A 14,607-nucleotide genomic window follows, 5' to 3' on the forward strand; every position below is an offset into this window, starting at 1 on the left:
AACCCAACCGCTACCCCTTGGGAGGGACCATGCCGTTCCCCGGCACCGATTCAGAGATGGCCGACCTGGCCGCCGCCTGCGAGAAGCTGCCCGGCTGGCAGGTCGCGCTGAACAACTCCTCGTTCAAGATCGCGAACCCCGCCGGCGTGCAGACCAGCATCCCGCGCCGCGTTGGTGGGCGTAGCAGCCTCGCCAACGCCAAGAAGGCGCTCGAGGGCCTCGGCTTCTCGGCCGCGCTCGCGCAGCACAAGGAGGAGAGCGAGAAGGCTCGCAAGCAGCGGATCGCGGCCGACCGAGCGAAGGTCGAGGCCAAGTTCGTCGCGCCGAGGGTCGGCAAGGACCCCGCGCCGCAGACCGTCGGGGGGACGCTTACGGTCGTCGGCGACAAGGAGATGTACACCGTCACTCAGCAGGTCGGCCCGGACCAGGCCGCCGAGTGGCTGAACCGCCCCCCGGCGGTGCTCCCTGACGGGCGAGCGGTGCTCCAGCGCCCGCTCAACGCGGGCCACGTTCAGTACCTCAAGGATGTCATCCTGCGCGGAGAGTGGCAGCTCACCCCGCAGGGCGTGTCCCTGCCCACCGAGGGCGCGCCGATCGACGGTCAGCACCGGCTGTGGGCCATCGTCGAGTCGGGGGCGACCGTCCCGATCCGGGTCACCTACAACGTTCCCCCGGAGACCTTCTACGCCATCGACACCGGCAAGCGTCGAACCCTGGCCGACCAGCTGGCCATCCTCGGCGAGAAGAACTCGCTGCACCTGGCCAGCTTCGGCAAGATGCTGTACTGCTGGGACAGGTGGCGGGACGGCGACACCGGCACCAACCGGTACTGGTCCAACTGGAGCCGCGCCAAGCCGAGCCCGGAGCAGATCGAGGCGGTCTTCAAGAGCTGGCCGGAGGCCCGCGACGCCCTGCGAGACGGGACCGCCATGATCCGCCCCGCCAAGGGGATCCCCGCCGCCGGGGCGACCTTCGTCGCCGTGACCAGACGCGCCATCGCCGAGACCTGCGAGAGAGCAGAGGTCGACTGGTGGAACCACGAGCTGAACAAGTACATCAAGGATGTTCAGACGGGTGAGATGATCGCCCGAGGCAATCCCGCCTACACCGTGCGGAACTGGATGATCAACGGTTCCCAGACCAGCAAGGGATCCAACTCCGACAAGCGCGAGCGGCAGCTCCTGGCGCTGCTCAAGGGGTGGCGGGCCGCCGCGACCGGCAAAGAGATGTCGTTCGTGCGCATCACCGACGGCGAACAGATGCCCACCCCGTACGTGGCGCGCCTGCCTCACCTGGCCAAGGCCGCGTAGGGATGCGACAACCAGGCGGGGCGGTGGCGACGCAGCCTCGTCTGGCGGCCTTTGGGTCGCAGAGGGGCAGCGGCCCGGTTGGAGTCCGGGCCGCTGCCCACGACTGAGGGGTCTCGTCAGTGCTTACCGCAGACCATCTGGGTCACTTAGCCACCTTCCTCCGGGTGATCACGGAAGCCTCCCGCGAGCATGACGTTCGGCTCGCGCCATACGGAGGTGTCGACATCAAGGTCGGGGATGACGTCTCGCTCACCCTGACCTGGGATGATGAAGCCCGCGAGTACGTCATCGACGAGAGCTTCCGCGGATAGCGGCGGACGCCACCGGGACGGATTGCCTGACACGCCGGGTGCTTGCGTCCAGTGTGCCGAGCGCGTACTGTCCCTCCCAGGCGCAAGCCACTTATCACCCCAGGTGGGATCGAAACATCCAGGCGAAGCCGCAAACGACACGAAGTCAGTGTCAGGCACTAGCCACTCGCTCATCATCCCTGGAGGGATCGAAACACCCTGGCAGAAGCCACAAACGGCCCGCCCTCACCGAGGGCGGGCCGTTTGCTGTGCCTACTCGTCGAGCCAGCCGAAGTGGCGTGCCGTGTTGGTCAGGATCTGCAGGAGTTGGTCGTCGATCGCGAAGCGCTCGCGCTGGACCTTCAAGCTGCGCACCAGGCTTCCGTCGGCGACCCGCTCGCCGGCGGCCTTCCAGTCGGCGAGCATCTCGATCAGGTCCACCAGCGTCATACCGGAGATGCCGTCGGCGAAGTGCTCCGGGTGGTGCCGGTTGTGGGCGTAGTGGTGGTCGAGCGCCGGCTTCATCTTCGCCAGGCACCGCCGGTACTCCTCCGACCCGTACGTCAGGGTCCGCAACCGCGGCGTGTACTGGTTGAAGACCGCGAGCTCCGGCTCCCGGGTCTTGCTCAGGTCGTGCCGCACCGAGCGCCCGCTGAGCTCGAGGATCGCCTCGACCATCAGTTCGCCCACCCGCCGGCTGTGCGCCAGGGTCTCCCCCGTGCTGTCGTAAGCGGTCTCGTCAGCCATGACCCTCCTGTCGCAGGGCCCCACCCGGCACTCAGTATGCCGCCCGGGGCCGGCGCGGCGTACCGCTCGACCCCGGCCGGCACTCTCACGCCGCCAGACAGTTCGGCCCGAACAGGGCGCACGCGTCACGTACGAAGGCCAGGTTCGAGCCGTGCACCCGCGCCGGAATGAGCACCGTGGTCTCACTGGCCGCCGTCGGGTTGACCAGACGCACCATCAGCGGCTCACGCCCCGGGTACAGATCGGTCAGGCCCTTGATCTCCCGGGCCAACTCCGAGGTCATCGTGGCCGCCGGCACCGACAGGGTCACCACCCGCGCGGACGGCTGCGCGTCGGTGGCACCCAGCACCACGATGTCGTTGGCGAAGATCTTCGGGTCGCCGTCGTTGACGCCCTTGAGCCGGCCCTTCACCGCCACCACGGCGTCCTGGCGAACCTGGTGCACCCGGTCGCCCATCGCCGCCAGGGTGCGCTCGAAGACCATGACGGTCAGCGCCGCCGAGTCCCGGTCCTCCACCGTCATCTGCAGGTACGACTTGCCCCTCTTGCTGACCTTGCGCTCGAAGGCACTGACCAGTCCGGCGACCTGCACCCACTGGCCCTCCTCGAACGCGTGATCCGGCTCGAGCAGCGCCTCGACGGGCTCGCCGTCCTCGTTGTCGGCGTCGACCTTGTCGGCCTTCACCGCGACGATCTCCGCGATCGCGTGCTGGGCGTGTCGGGCCAGCAACGCCTCCTGGCCGTCCAGCGGGTGCCCGGAGACGCACAGCCGCAGCACCTTCCGCTCCCGGTCCAGGCGCTCGGTTGGCGACCACTCGCTGGCCGGCACCGTCACGTCCACCGCGCCGGCGCCGCCCGGCGACGTCGCCACGATGTCGAACAGGCCGGCCTGCCCGGTCGCCTCCACCTTCTTCGACCGACCCACCCCCGCCAGCGCATCGGCGTGGATGCTCCACAGGCCCCGTCGGGGGTGACCCAGCGAGTCGAACGCACCGGCGTCGATCATGGCGGCCACCGGAGCCGCCTTGCAGGCGGCGGCGTCGGTCTTGGCGAGCCAGTCGGCGAACGAGGACGCCTCGCCGCGCTCGGCCCGGGCGCGCAGCAGCGCGGACGCCACGCCGGCACCGACCCCCTTGATCGCCTCCAGGCCGAAACGGATGTCGCTGCCGACGGCGGTGAAGGGGCCCTGCGAGGTGTTGACGTCGGGGGTGAGCACCCGGATGCCCATGCGCCGGCACTCCGCCAGGTAGAGCGGCATCCGGTCCTGGTTGTCGCCGACCGAGGTGAGCAGCGCGGCCATGTACTCGGCCGGGTAGTTGGCCTTCAGGTACGCCGTCCAGTAGGACACGACCCCGTACGCCGCCGAGTGAGAGTTGTGGGTGATGATCCCGTCCCCGGCCACCCACGAGTGGTCCTCGGAGTCCACCGTCACGTCGTAGGTCATCTCCTCGCCGACGTACTCGATGCCGACCACCCGGCGCGCCTCGATCGCCCGTCCCTTGCGCCACATCTTGACCCGCCCCCCGTTGGCGTAGTCGTGCTTCTTGTGGCAGGACCCGCACAGGTACGCGAGGTTGTCCAACTCCTGGTTCAACGGATCACCATCGAGATGCGCTCGCTCCAGCCGCCCCTGGTCGATGCCGCAGTGGGCGCAGCGCCGCTCGAGCAGCGCCGTGTTGGCACGCAGCAGGGCGTGTTGCCCGTGCAGGAACGGCCCGGCCTTGCCGTGGGCGCGTTCCGCGACGTAGTACCCGTGCTCGCGCACCCAGTTACTCGACCCCGCAGCGACACTGCGGCGGGTGAGACGCCCCGGCTCCAGGTCGCCCATCACGCAGACGGAGTCCCCCACGGTGAGCTCACCGGTTTGGCGCCACCCCCGCGTCGTCAGGTGCCGGTGGTTCGCGGTGGAGGTGATGCTCTTGCCGTCGTCGAGCGTGACCCGCCAGACCGGCTTCACCCCCTGCCGGAACACGTCGACGATCTTCACGGGCAGCACCCGGTCACCAACCCGGCCGGCCGCGTTCATCCCCCCGTTCATCCGCCACTTGGCCCGCCACGAGCGGCACGGCCGGCACTCGCCGGCCCGGGGCGAAACAGGGCCATCGCTGTAGCAGTACCGGCAGCCGGTTCCGTCGTAGTCGTCGCGGCCGTGAACCCGGTTCGCCACGGCCCGCACCGTCGACGACCACTCATGGCCCCCTCGCCCCAGTCGGGCGATCACCGTGTCGCCAGCCACGCACTTGTTGAACGCGTAGTCACTGAAAGGTACCAGGATCTCCCAGAGAGTAGTCGTCGCCTCGGGCGAGTACCCCTGGTCCTTCATGCCGGCGGCGAAGCGGACGAACTCCTTGTCGAGGATCTCCCGCTTCTTCTTGCCCATCGCCCGGCGCAACAGGTCCGCCTGACCCGGGGTGTACCCGGCCACCGCCTGCACGATCCGGATCACCTGCTCCTGGTAGACGATCACCCCGTACGTCTCGGCGAGGATCGGCCCCAGGGCCTCAGCCAGCTCCGGGTGGATCGGCTCCACCGGGGCGCGCCCGTTCTTGCGGTCCGCGTACGCCAGGTGCGCGTTGGCGCCCATCGGGCCCGGCCGGTACAACGCCACCACCGCCGAGATGTCCCCGAACGCCGTCGGGCGCAACGACTTCAGCAGCGAGCGCATCTGCGCGCCGTCGAGCTGGAACACCCCCAGCGTCTCCGCCCGGGCCAGCAACTCGTACGTCGCCCGGTCGTCGAGGTCGTCGGCGCTCAACGCGACCTTCACGCCCCGGTTGAGCTCGATGTTGCGCACCGCGTCCTGCACCACCCGCAGGTTGCGCAGACCCAGGAAGTCCATCTTCAGGATGCCCAGGTCCTCGCAGGTGCCCATGTCCCACTGGGTGATGACCGCGCCGTCCCTCTCCCGCAGGTGCAGCGGCAGGACGTCGACCAGCGGGACCGGGCTCATCGCCACCCCGGCGGCGTGCACCCCGGTCTGGCGCATGTACCCCTCGATCGTGCGCGCCAGGGTGAACACCTCGCGCGCCTGCGGGTCGCCGTCCACCAGCCCCCGCAGCTCGCCGGCGTCGGCGTACCGGGCGTCGGTCTCGTCGTCCACGCACGACAGCGACGCCTGCCGGCCGGCGATCGCCTTCGGCAGCAGCGCGGTCATCCGGTCGCCCAGCCCGATGGGCAGCCCGAGCACCCGCGCCGAGTCCTTGATCGCCGCCTTGGCCTGGATCCGGCCGAACGTGACGATCCGCGCCACGAACTCCTGGCCGTACCGGCGGGTGACGTAGGCGATCACCTCACCCCGGCGAGCCGGGTCGAAGTCGATGTCGACGTCGGGCATCGACACCCGCTCCGGGTTCAGGAACCGCTCGAACAGCAGGCCGTGCGGGATCGGGTCCAGGTCGGTGATGCCCATCGCGTACGCCACCAACGAGCCGGCCGCCGACCCGCGGCCCGGACCCACCGCGATGCCCTGCTCCTTCGCCCAGGCGATGAAGTCGGCGACCACGAGGAAGTACGACGGGAAGCCCATCTGCACGATGACCCCGACCTCGTAGTCGGCGCGCTCCCGGTGCCCGGCCGGCACGTCACCGCCCATGCGCCGACGCAGCCCCTCCTCGACCACCGCGCGGAACCAGGACTCCTGGGTGTGCCCCTCGGGCACCGGGAAGGGCGGCATCAACTGCCGGGGAGCGAACACCTCGTCGTACGAACCGACGCGCTCGGCCACCAGCAGCGTGTTGTCACACGCCCCCGGGACCTCGGTGTCCCAGTACGCGCGCATCTCCGCCGGGCTCTTGATGTGGTAGCCGGAGCCCTGGAACTGGAAGCGCCTCGGGTCCTGCATGGTCGAGCCGGACTGCACGCAGAGGAACGCCTCGTGCATCCCCGCCTGGTCGGCGGTGACGTAGTGCGAGTCGTTGGTGGCCAACGGGGCGATGCCGACCTCCCGGCCGATGCGCAGCAGGTCGGCGCGCAGCCCCCGCTCCTCGTCGATGCCGTGGTCCATCACCTCCAGGAACACGCGGTCCCGGCCGAAGATCTCCACCAACGTGCCGGCGGCGGCCCGGGCCTTGGCGTAGTCGCCGATGGCCAGCCAGGTCTGCACCTCCCCACCCATGCACCCGGTGGTGACGATCAGGCCCGGCGCGTACTCGGCGAGGAGCTCGTCGTCGACCCGGGCCGCGGTGCGCCCGAAGCCGGCGGTGATCTGACCCTCCAGGCTCGCCCGGGTCGACATCCGCATCAGGTTCCGCAGACCCTCGGCGCTCTCGGCCAGGATGGTCATGTGGGTGTACGCGCCGCCGCCGCCGGCGTTGAGGCCCTTGACGGTGGACCACTTCACCTTCTGCTTGTCGCGGCGGTGGGTACCCGGAGTCCGGTACGCCTCGACACCGAGGATCGGCTTCACGCCGGCGGCGGCGGCCTCCGCGATGAAGTCGGGCGCGCCGTGCATGTTGCCGTGGTCGGTCATCGCCACCGACGACATGCCGAGGCGGGTGACCTCGGCGAACAGGTCCTTGTGCCGAGCGGCGCCGTCGAGCATCGAATACTCGGTGTGGACGTGCAGGTGTGCGAACGAGTCAGCCACGGTCCCTCCCGGACAGCGGTCCCACCCGCACGGTCAGCCTACGCTCGGCGTGACCGAGGGACCGCAAGTTCATTCATAACAACATGCATGATGTTATCCTCAGTCAGACACCCGGTCAACGCCCGGCACGGCCACAGAGCCAGCCGCCGTCGCACGTGGAGGAAACGATGAACGATCTGCAGCACCACCCGCGCACCGCTGGACTGGCCCGACTCCTGTCCGACCTCGACCGGTGCCCGCACGGCCGGCACGAAGGCGACATCTGCCACGGATGGGAGCCCAGCCGACCCGACGCCGGCTGCGAGGGTGGAATCAGCCTCGGCAACCCGCACGTACCCACCGGGAAGACCCTCGGATACACGTACGGCGGTCAGGCGATCGTCATGCCCGAGCGCGGCCAGCGCGCCGACCCCGTTGCCTGGACCTCGGAGGTGGACGGCGAGTACCAGCCCAGCGAGGTCGAAATCATCGGCATCGCCCTCTCCCTGGCCCTCGGCGGCCGACACCACGCCCTCCCCAGGGTCATCGCCGACCTCACCGACGAACAGCTCGACCGCCTGGCCGCCGCCGCCCTCCAGCTGGCCGTGACCATCCGAGGGGTGCGCGCCATCCCTCCCGACCCCGGGGTGCTCACCGAGAATGCGATCGTGCGCGCGACGCAGCTGCTCGCGTCGGTCCCCGCCGAGCAGATGGCCGACGGCGGAATCCGCGACGAGGCCCCGGTGTCGCTGCGCCGCCTGCACGGCCTGGCGGCTGCGATCGAGGAGCTCCACCCCGGCGCCGTCGACCGGGTTCGCCGAGGGATGCCCCGCCCCGTGTGATCGGCGGCATATTCGGAGGACCGTGGGGTCCTTCACCGCTACCGTCGATCTCGCACCCGCGGTGTGCAGGCCGGCGCTACTTCGATGACACTCGAGTTCAACTGAGCGTCTGCCGACTGGTTCTCGCGGGTGCTCGACGGGGCGCGTCGGCAGCCAGCCGGTGTGCAGGGTGGGAGTTCTTCGCCTCTTAAGCGGGTTGTTGCTGGTTCGAGTCCAGTCACCGGCCACTGCGGTCGGTGTAGCTCAATTGGCAGAGCACCCCATGTTCGCTCACCCGACTGGTTCTCGGCTGGCACCGCCGGCGCGCCCCGTCGTTCCGCCCATCCGGGGAGCTCATCATGGCCAAGTTCAACATCATCGACCGCCGGCGGATCAACTACCCGGCCGGTCCCGTCACCACCGTGTCCCGGGCGCCGGACGCGGTCACCCACGAGGGCGCCCCCGGCTGGGCCCGCGACCCCCAGAGCGAGCTGTTCCTGCTGGCCTCGACCCACTTCGTCGGCGAGCGGACCTTCTACGAGAGCGCCAGCGCCCGGGACGACCGGTACAACAGCCTCGTCCGCCAGAACGCGGTCGAGGCCCCCGACTGGTTCGCCGGGTTCGCCCCCTGGCTCCGCACGGGCGCCAACATCCGCACGGGCTCCTGGTTGGCTGCCGCCGAAGGCGTGCACGCCCGGCTCGCCGCCGGCCACCACGGCGGCAACCGCCAGCTGATCAACGCCACCCTGCAGCGCGCCGACGAACCCGGCGAGCTGCTCGCCTACTGGATCCCGCGCTACGGCCGCAACATCCCGCAGCCGGTGAAGGACGGGGTGGCCGACGCGATCGCCCGGCTCTACACCGAGCGCTCCCTGCTGAAGTACGACAGCCCCCGCGCGGCGTACCGCTTCGGCGACGTCATCGAACTGGTCCGCCCGAAGCCGACGGCGCCGTGGCGCAGCGCCCTCTACGAGCACGCCATCGCTCGCCGCCACCGCCGGGCCGAGCTGTTCCGCCGCAACAGCCTGCCCACCCTGCTGCGGCGCCGCGACCTCATGGCCATCCCTGTCTCGGAGCGCCGCACCTGGCTCGAGGGCGCGGTCGCCTCGGGACGCGCCGGTGAGCGGATGAAGGCCGCCGGGATGACGTGGGAGGCCCTGTCCGGGTGGCTCCAGGGCCCCTGGGACGCTACGGCCTGGACATCCATCATCCCCACGATGGGCGTCATGGCCCTGGTCCGCAACCTGCGCAATTTCGACGAGGCGGGGATCAGCGACGCGGTGGCCGAGCAGGTGTGCGCCCGCATCAGCGACCCCGCCGAGGTCGCCCAGTCCCGGATGTTCCCGTACCGGTGGCTGGCCGCCTACGAGAACGCCCCGTCCCTGCGGTGGGGGCACGCCCTGGACAAGGCACTGCGGGCCAGCCTCGCCAACCTGCCGGCCATGCCCGGCCGGTCGCTGATCCTGGTGGACACCTCGATGTCCATGTCGGACAGCCGCTTGTCGCGCCGGTCCACAATGACCCCGGTCAAGGCCGCCGCGATCTTCGGTGTGGCCCTGGCCGCCAAGGGCGAGCAGGTGGACCTGTACGGGTTCGCCGATGGCGTCTTCCGCCACGAGGTCCGTCCGGGCGCCTCCGTCATCGAGGAGGTCCGGCGCTTCACCGGGCGGATCGGTGAGGTCGGCCACGGCACCGCGATCGCCGCGTCCATCCGGCGGACCTTCCGTGGTCACGACCGGGTCTTCGTCATCTCGGACATGCAGACCATGGGCGGCTACGGGGACTCGGTCACCGACGCGGTGCCGCGCACCGTGCCGTTGTACGGGTTCAACCTGCAGGGGTATGCGCCGGCCGCCTTCGACGCGGGCTCGCTCAACCGCATCGAGTTCGGTGGTCTGACCGACGCGACGTTCAGCATGATCCCGCTGATCGAGCGGGGCGCGCGGGCGGCCTGGCCCTGGGAGGACGCGGAGACGGCGCGGGCCGCGTAACGCGCGCGGGACAATTCGCCTTCGTTCGGGTGTTACCGACAGGTAGCACCCATACCCCTTTGTCGGCTTGTTTCCATATATCTATTAACGCACCTTCACCCCAGTTGGCAGAATGTGAACGCGCCACTGCTCAGGGTTTTCCCAGGCCAGAGCGCTCGGCATGGTGAGCTGACACGCCCCACGGGACGCAACTACTCAATGCAAATCCTTGATCACGACACGTGAAAGCCCCTTCGCCGCCGGTCCTACAAGCGAGACGCCTGGTCGCGTGTCCGGATGCGCACGCCTCCACAAGACCGCTGGTCAACCAGGAGGGCGCACCGAGGACGGAGAGACAGCCGCCAATGCCAACGAGTCTCCCCGCATCAGCTCCCCGAGCCGGTCGGGCAGCCGTGGAGACTCCTGTCGCTGCACGTCACGCGCCCTCTGGGCCACGTGTGACCACTTGTGAGCACCATGTCACTGTGCCAAGCTGGGTCTGTCCCACAGCGACACATGCGGCACGTGGGAATCGCAACGGACGGCCCTGCGGCCACCCTCCATCGTGGACAGCTCACGTCAGGAGGGGTCGGACCACCGTCCGTCGCACGATGACAAGCCCGAGACGGGACTGCCGCCGCGTGGGGCGGCATCACCACGGCATCCACCCGGTTCGCGGCTTGTGGCACCACCCTGGCAGGCAGGACCAACCGGTGCGCGGCGAACTGACCCGCGCTCACGGGGGACGTGGGAGGAAACCATGGGCGATGACGGCACATACAACCGGGGCGACAGCGACGGCTGGCGCTACGGTGTCGACTGGCTGACGACAGCCCCCACCGGCGACAAGGAGCTGACCGCCCTGGCGCAGGCCGCCGGCGAGCGCCGCCTGTGCTTCCGCCGGTGGCGTCGCTGGGCCAACCGCACCTGCGTCGCCCTGGGTGCCCTCGTGGCGGTGTACGCGGTGTCCACCGGCGCCCTCATGCTCGCGGGCGAGATCCGCAGCGGCATGATGGCCGACGCCATCTTCATCGGCTTCCTGGCCATGATGATCGCGTTCGCCACGGCGATCGTGGCGCGCATCCTCATCGGACTCCTCCGCACGATCAGCAACGGTCTGGACTGGGAGCTGCTAATAATGGAGAGGTCCGCGAAGGAGCGGGCCGCGCATGTCGACGAAGCGCTGCAGCGGGTCACCGCCGCCCTCGTCAGCCACTCCGCCGTCCTGGAGACCACCGTGCGTCGGCGATGGGCCGACGGGGATCGGGAGGCGGGCACCGCGCTGGAGGAGGCCCGTCAGGCGCTGGGGGACGTCGTCGACATTGCCAGCGCCAGCGGCAGCGGCGGCTGGACGCGCCCGCGCCGACAGCGCTGACCCCGTCACCGCAACGCGAAAGGCCCTCGGGGTTCTGCTCCCCGAGGGCCTTTCGCATGAGCCTGAAAAGTGGGCCGCGACACGCCCGGGATGCACGATCGCTTGATGCCTTGCTCCCCCGCTGCTCCCCGGTCGACCGGGGAGCGCGGAGATGATCTCCGTTTTCCCTGGTCGGGACGGCCGGATTCGAACCGACGACCCCTTGACCCCCAGTCAAGTGCGCTACCAAGCTGCGCCACGTCCCGATGCTGAACCGCTCGGGTTTCCCCTGCGGCAGCCGGTACAGCTTAGCGCAGGATCTTCCCGACTGCCGCAGGCCCCTCCCCCGTGCCGAGCGCGCCGGTGGCCGCCATCGGAGCACGCGGCTCCGCACACCGCCTAGAGCATCCTAGGAGGGTGGGGGTGGGGCCGGGTGGTGGGGCGGCACCATCCGGCCCCGACCGGTCAGCCGTGGGCCTTGCCCCGACCACCCGGGCCGAGCTTCTTGCGCGGGCGTACCGAGATCTCGATCGGGCTGCCCTCGAAGCCGAACTCCTCACGGAGCTTGCGCTCGACGAACCGCTGGTACCCGGCGTCCAACGGGCCCGTGGTGAACAGCACGAACCGGGGCGGCGCCACCCCCGCCTGGGTGGCGAAGAGGATCTTCGGCGCCCGGCCGCCGCGGACCGGGTGCGGGGTGGCCTGCACCAGCGCGGTGAGCCAGGCGTTGAGCTGCGCGGTCGGGATCCGCTTCTCCCAGCTTGCCAGGGCCCTGCGCAGCGCCGGGGCGAGCTTGTCCACCGCCCGCCCGGTCTTCGCCGACAGGTTCAGCCGCAGCGCCCACGGGATCCGGCGCAGCTCCCGCTCGATCTCCTTGTCCAGGTAGTACCGGCGGTCGCCGTCGACCAGGTCCCACTTGTTGAAGGCGATCACCAGGGCCCGGCCGGTGTCGGTGACCATGGACAGGATCCGCTGGTCCTGCTCGCTGATCACCTCGCTGGCGTCCAGCAGCACCACCGCCACCTCGGCCGCCTCGATCGCCGAGGCGGTCCGGAGGCTGGCGTAGTACTCCGTGCCGCTGGCCTTGCCGACCCGCTTGCGCAGGCCGGCGGTGTCCACCAGTTGCCACGTCTCACCGCCGATGCTGACCAGGCTGTCCACCGGGTCGACGGTGGTGCCGGCGACCGAGTCGACGACCGCCCGCTCCTCCCCCGAGAACCGGTTGAGCAGGCTGGACTTGCCCACGTTGGGCCGGCCCACCAGGGCCACCCGGCGCGGGCCCCGCGGCCGGTTCTCCACGATCGCCGGAGCCTGCGGCAACGCGTCCAGGATCACGTCGAGCAGTTCGCCAGAGCCCCGGCCGTGCAGCGCGGAGACCGGGTACGGCTCGCCGAGGCCGAGCGACCACAGCGCGGTCGCCTCCATCTCGATCGAGGCGTTGTCGGCCTTGTTCGCCACCAGGATCACCGGCTTGGCGCTGCGGCGCAGCATCTTCACCGCCGCCTCGTCCACATCGGTCGAACCGATCACCGCGTCGACCACGAAGAGCACCACGTCGGCGGTGGCGACCGCCGACTCGGCCTGCGCCGCGATCGCGGCGGCCCGGTCCTTGGCGTCCGGCTCCCAGCCGCCGGTGTCCACCACCGTGAACGCCCGGCCGGACCACTGCGCGTCGTACGGGATCCGGTCCCGGGTCACCCCGGGCACGTCCTCCACGACCGCCTGGCGGCGGCCGATGATCCGGTTCACCAGGGTCGACTTGCCGACGTTGGGCCGCCCGACGACGGCCACCACGGGCACCGGGCCCGCCGGCTGGTCGACGTCGGCCTCCGGCTCGCGCAGCTCGACCCACCCACCGTTGTCGCTCATGCCGTACTCCCACCGCGCAGGTCGCCGCCCCACCGGACCGTCGGGCACAGGTCGACGTCGCACCCCGGCAGCGGGCGAGGTGTGCGGGCACGCGACCGCGCCGGACGCGACCTCATGCCACGCCCCGCTCGACGAGCAGGTCACGCAGCCGGTCGACGACCTCGTCGATGCCCAGTTCCGTGGTGTCCAGCACGACCGCGTCGGCGGACTGCTGCAACGGGTCCGCCTTGCGGGTCGAGTCCAGCCGGTCCCGCCGGGCCAGGTCGGCGGCGGTGGCCGCCACATCGGTGGCGTCCTCGGCGCTGCGCCGCGCGGCACGGGCCGCCTCGGAGGCGGTCAGGTACACCTTCAGGTCCGCGTCGGGGGCGACCACCGAGCCGATGTCCCGGCCCTCGACCACGATCCGGCCGGCGTTCGCGATCATGTCCCGCTGCCGGGCGACCAGCAGTGCCCGTACCGCCGCGACGGCGGCCACCGCGGAGACCGCGGCGGTCACCTCGGGGCCCCGGATCTCGGCGTCGACGGAGGTGCCGTCGACGGTCACGCCGTACCCCTGGGGGTCGGTGCCGATGCGCAGGTCGGCCTCGCCGGCGACCTTCGCCACCGACTCGGCGTCGGCCGGGTCGACCCCGGAGCGCAGCACCGCCCAGGTCATCGCCCGGTACATCGCGCCGGTGTCCAGGTACCGCGCGCCGATCCCGGCGGCGAGCCGCCGGGACACGGTGGACTTACCCGAACCGGACGGCCCATCCACAGCGACCACACAGCGCCCGGTCGGTACGTTCTCCACCACCGTGTTCCTCCTCAGCCCGTATCCCACGGGTCACACCCCGCGAGCGGTTGTCCGTCGTCAATGATGCCCGGCGTCCCCGCCGTCCTCCGCGCGGGATGACCCGGGCCGTCCCGGGGTCCGGGCCGCACGGAAGCCTACCGGCACCCGTACCCCCGAACGGTGGGTCAGTCACCCACCTCGCGGAAGAGAGCGGCGACCTCCGCGTGGGTCAGCCGGCGGGTCCGCCCGAGGCGCAGGTCCCCGAGGCGGATCGGGCCGATCGAGGTACGCACCAGCCGGGACACGGGGTGCCCGACCTCCTCCAGCAGCCGACGGACGATGTGTTTGCGTCCTTCGTGCAGGGTGATCTCCACCTGGGCGGTTCGTCCCAGGGTGTCCACCACCCGGAACGAGTCGGCCTTGACCGGGCCGTCCTCCAGCTCGATGCCGGCGGTGAGCCGTCTGCCCAGGTTGCGCGGGATCGGGCCGGGCACCTCGCACAGGTACGTCTTCAACACCCCGAACGACGGGTGCATCAGCCGGTGCGCGAGGGTGCCGTCGTTGGTGAGCAGCAGCAGACCCTCGCTCTCCGCGTCGAGCCGCCCGACGTGGTAGACCCGCTGCTCGACCCGGCCGTCGAGGAAGTCGGCGAGCGCGGTGCGCCCCTTCTCGTCGGCCATCGTGGAGACCACGCCCCGGGGCTTGTTCATCGCCAGGTACACCAGCCGGGTGTCGGTGACCAGGCGCTCGCCGTCGACGAAGATGACGGCGGTGGTCGGGTCGACCTTGTCGCCGAGCTGGGCCACCCGCCCGTCGACGGTGACCCGCCGGTGGAAGATCAGGTCCTCGCAGGCCCGCCGGGAACCGATCCCGGCGGCGGCGAGCACCTTCTGCAGGCGTTGCGCGCCCT

At 70.6% G+C, this 14,607-nt stretch carries 10 protein-coding genes, 2 tRNA genes and 1 pseudogene; 6 read left to right on the forward strand and 7 right to left on the reverse strand.

Annotated features, from left to right (window positions below; translation table 11 throughout):
- The first annotated feature begins 56 nt into the window (after positions 1-56).
- Together ACQUFX_RS13865 and ACQUFX_RS13870 are read left to right on the forward strand one after the other, a co-directional pair.
- The gene (locus ACQUFX_RS13865) at positions 57-1,310 is read left to right on the forward strand and encodes a hypothetical protein (protein ID WP_428966456.1); all 1,254 of its coding nucleotides are present in this window, start codon (positions 57-59) and stop codon (positions 1,308-1,310) included.
- A gap of 164 nt (positions 1,311-1,474) precedes the next feature.
- Positions 1,475-1,621, forward strand: coding sequence for a hypothetical protein (locus tag ACQUFX_RS13870; protein ID WP_428966457.1), 147 nt, complete (start codon positions 1,475-1,477; stop codon positions 1,619-1,621).
- Positions 1,622-1,873: 252 nt separating this feature from the next.
- Here the strand turns inward: ACQUFX_RS13870 and ACQUFX_RS13875 are convergent, their stop codons facing one another.
- The 3 genes and pseudogenes from ACQUFX_RS13875 to dnaE form a co-directional block, all read right to left on the reverse strand.
- Positions 1,874-2,347 (reverse strand): DUF5662 family protein, encoded by a 474-nt coding sequence (locus ACQUFX_RS13875; RefSeq protein WP_428966458.1) that lies wholly within the window; start codon positions 2,345-2,347, stop codon positions 1,874-1,876.
- Positions 2,348-2,432: 85 nt separating this feature from the next.
- Complete coding sequence (locus ACQUFX_RS13880) at positions 2,433-4,385, reverse strand: helix-hairpin-helix domain-containing protein (protein WP_428966940.1); 1,953 nt, start codon at positions 4,383-4,385, stop codon at positions 2,433-2,435.
- A gap of 201 nt (positions 4,386-4,586) precedes the next feature.
- Positions 4,587-6,932 (reverse strand): annotated as a pseudogene (gene dnaE, locus ACQUFX_RS13885) (DNA polymerase III subunit alpha); the annotation flags it as partial.
- A gap of 167 nt (positions 6,933-7,099) precedes the next feature.
- Between dnaE and ACQUFX_RS13890 the strand changes: the two are divergent.
- The 4 genes from ACQUFX_RS13890 to ACQUFX_RS13905 all read left to right on the forward strand — a co-directional run bounded on the left by ACQUFX_RS13890 (position 7,100) and on the right by ACQUFX_RS13905 (position 11,077).
- A complete protein-coding gene (locus tag ACQUFX_RS13890) occupies positions 7,100-7,753 on the forward strand; it encodes a hypothetical protein (protein WP_428966459.1) in 654 nt (217 codons plus the stop codon).
- Positions 7,754-7,909: 156 nt separating this feature from the next.
- A tRNA-Lys gene (locus ACQUFX_RS13895) sits at positions 7,910-7,979 on the forward strand.
- Positions 7,980-8,091: 112 nt separating this feature from the next.
- On the forward strand, positions 8,092-9,723 hold the full coding sequence (locus ACQUFX_RS13900; protein WP_428966460.1) for a TROVE domain-containing protein: 1,632 nt from the start codon (positions 8,092-8,094) through the stop codon (positions 9,721-9,723).
- 739 nt (positions 9,724-10,462) lie between these two features.
- Positions 10,463-11,077, forward strand: coding sequence for a hypothetical protein (locus ACQUFX_RS13905; RefSeq protein WP_428966461.1), 615 nt, complete (start codon positions 10,463-10,465; stop codon positions 11,075-11,077).
- Between the two features lie 168 nt (positions 11,078-11,245).
- Here the strand turns inward: ACQUFX_RS13905 and ACQUFX_RS13910 are convergent.
- The 4 genes from ACQUFX_RS13910 to ACQUFX_RS13925 all read right to left on the reverse strand — a co-directional run bounded on the left by ACQUFX_RS13910 (position 11,246) and on the right by ACQUFX_RS13925 (position 14,593).
- Positions 11,246-11,322, reverse strand: a tRNA-Pro gene (locus ACQUFX_RS13910).
- Positions 11,323-11,521: 199 nt separating this feature from the next.
- Complete coding sequence (gene der, locus ACQUFX_RS13915) at positions 11,522-12,925, reverse strand: ribosome biogenesis GTPase Der (protein ID WP_428966462.1); 1,404 nt, start codon at positions 12,923-12,925, stop codon at positions 11,522-11,524.
- Between the two features lie 112 nt (positions 12,926-13,037).
- On the reverse strand, positions 13,038-13,718 hold the full coding sequence (gene cmk, locus ACQUFX_RS13920; protein WP_428966463.1) for a (d)CMP kinase: 681 nt from the start codon (positions 13,716-13,718) through the stop codon (positions 13,038-13,040).
- Between the two features lie 164 nt (positions 13,719-13,882).
- Complete coding sequence (locus ACQUFX_RS13925) at positions 13,883-14,593, reverse strand: pseudouridine synthase (protein ID WP_428966941.1); 711 nt, start codon at positions 14,591-14,593, stop codon at positions 13,883-13,885.
- Positions 14,594-14,607 lie beyond the last annotated feature (14 nt).

It is taken from the genome of Micromonospora fluostatini, from assembly GCF_050410825.1.
GTDB classification, from domain to species: domain Bacteria; phylum Actinomycetota; class Actinomycetes; order Mycobacteriales; family Micromonosporaceae; genus Micromonospora; species Micromonospora rosaria.

Coding starts and splice junctions, on each gene's coding strand:
- ACQUFX_RS13865 (WP_428966456.1), top strand. CDS start 57: ATGGCCGACCTGGCCGCCGCCTGCGAGAAGCTGCCCGGCTGGCAGGTC.
- ACQUFX_RS13875 (WP_428966458.1), bottom strand. CDS start 2,347: ATGGCTGACGAGACCGCTTACGACAGCACGGGGGAGACCCTGGCGCAC.
- ACQUFX_RS13880 (WP_428966940.1), bottom strand. CDS start 4,385: ATGAACGGGGGGATGAACGCGGCCGGCCGGGTTGGTGACCGGGTGCTG.
- ACQUFX_RS13890 (WP_428966459.1), top strand. CDS start 7,100: ATGAACGATCTGCAGCACCACCCGCGCACCGCTGGACTGGCCCGACTC.
- ACQUFX_RS13900 (WP_428966460.1), top strand. CDS start 8,092: ATGGCCAAGTTCAACATCATCGACCGCCGGCGGATCAACTACCCGGCC.
- ACQUFX_RS13905 (WP_428966461.1), top strand. CDS start 10,463: ATGGGCGATGACGGCACATACAACCGGGGCGACAGCGACGGCTGGCGC.
- der (WP_428966462.1), bottom strand. CDS start 12,925: ATGAGCGACAACGGTGGGTGGGTCGAGCTGCGCGAGCCGGAGGCCGAC.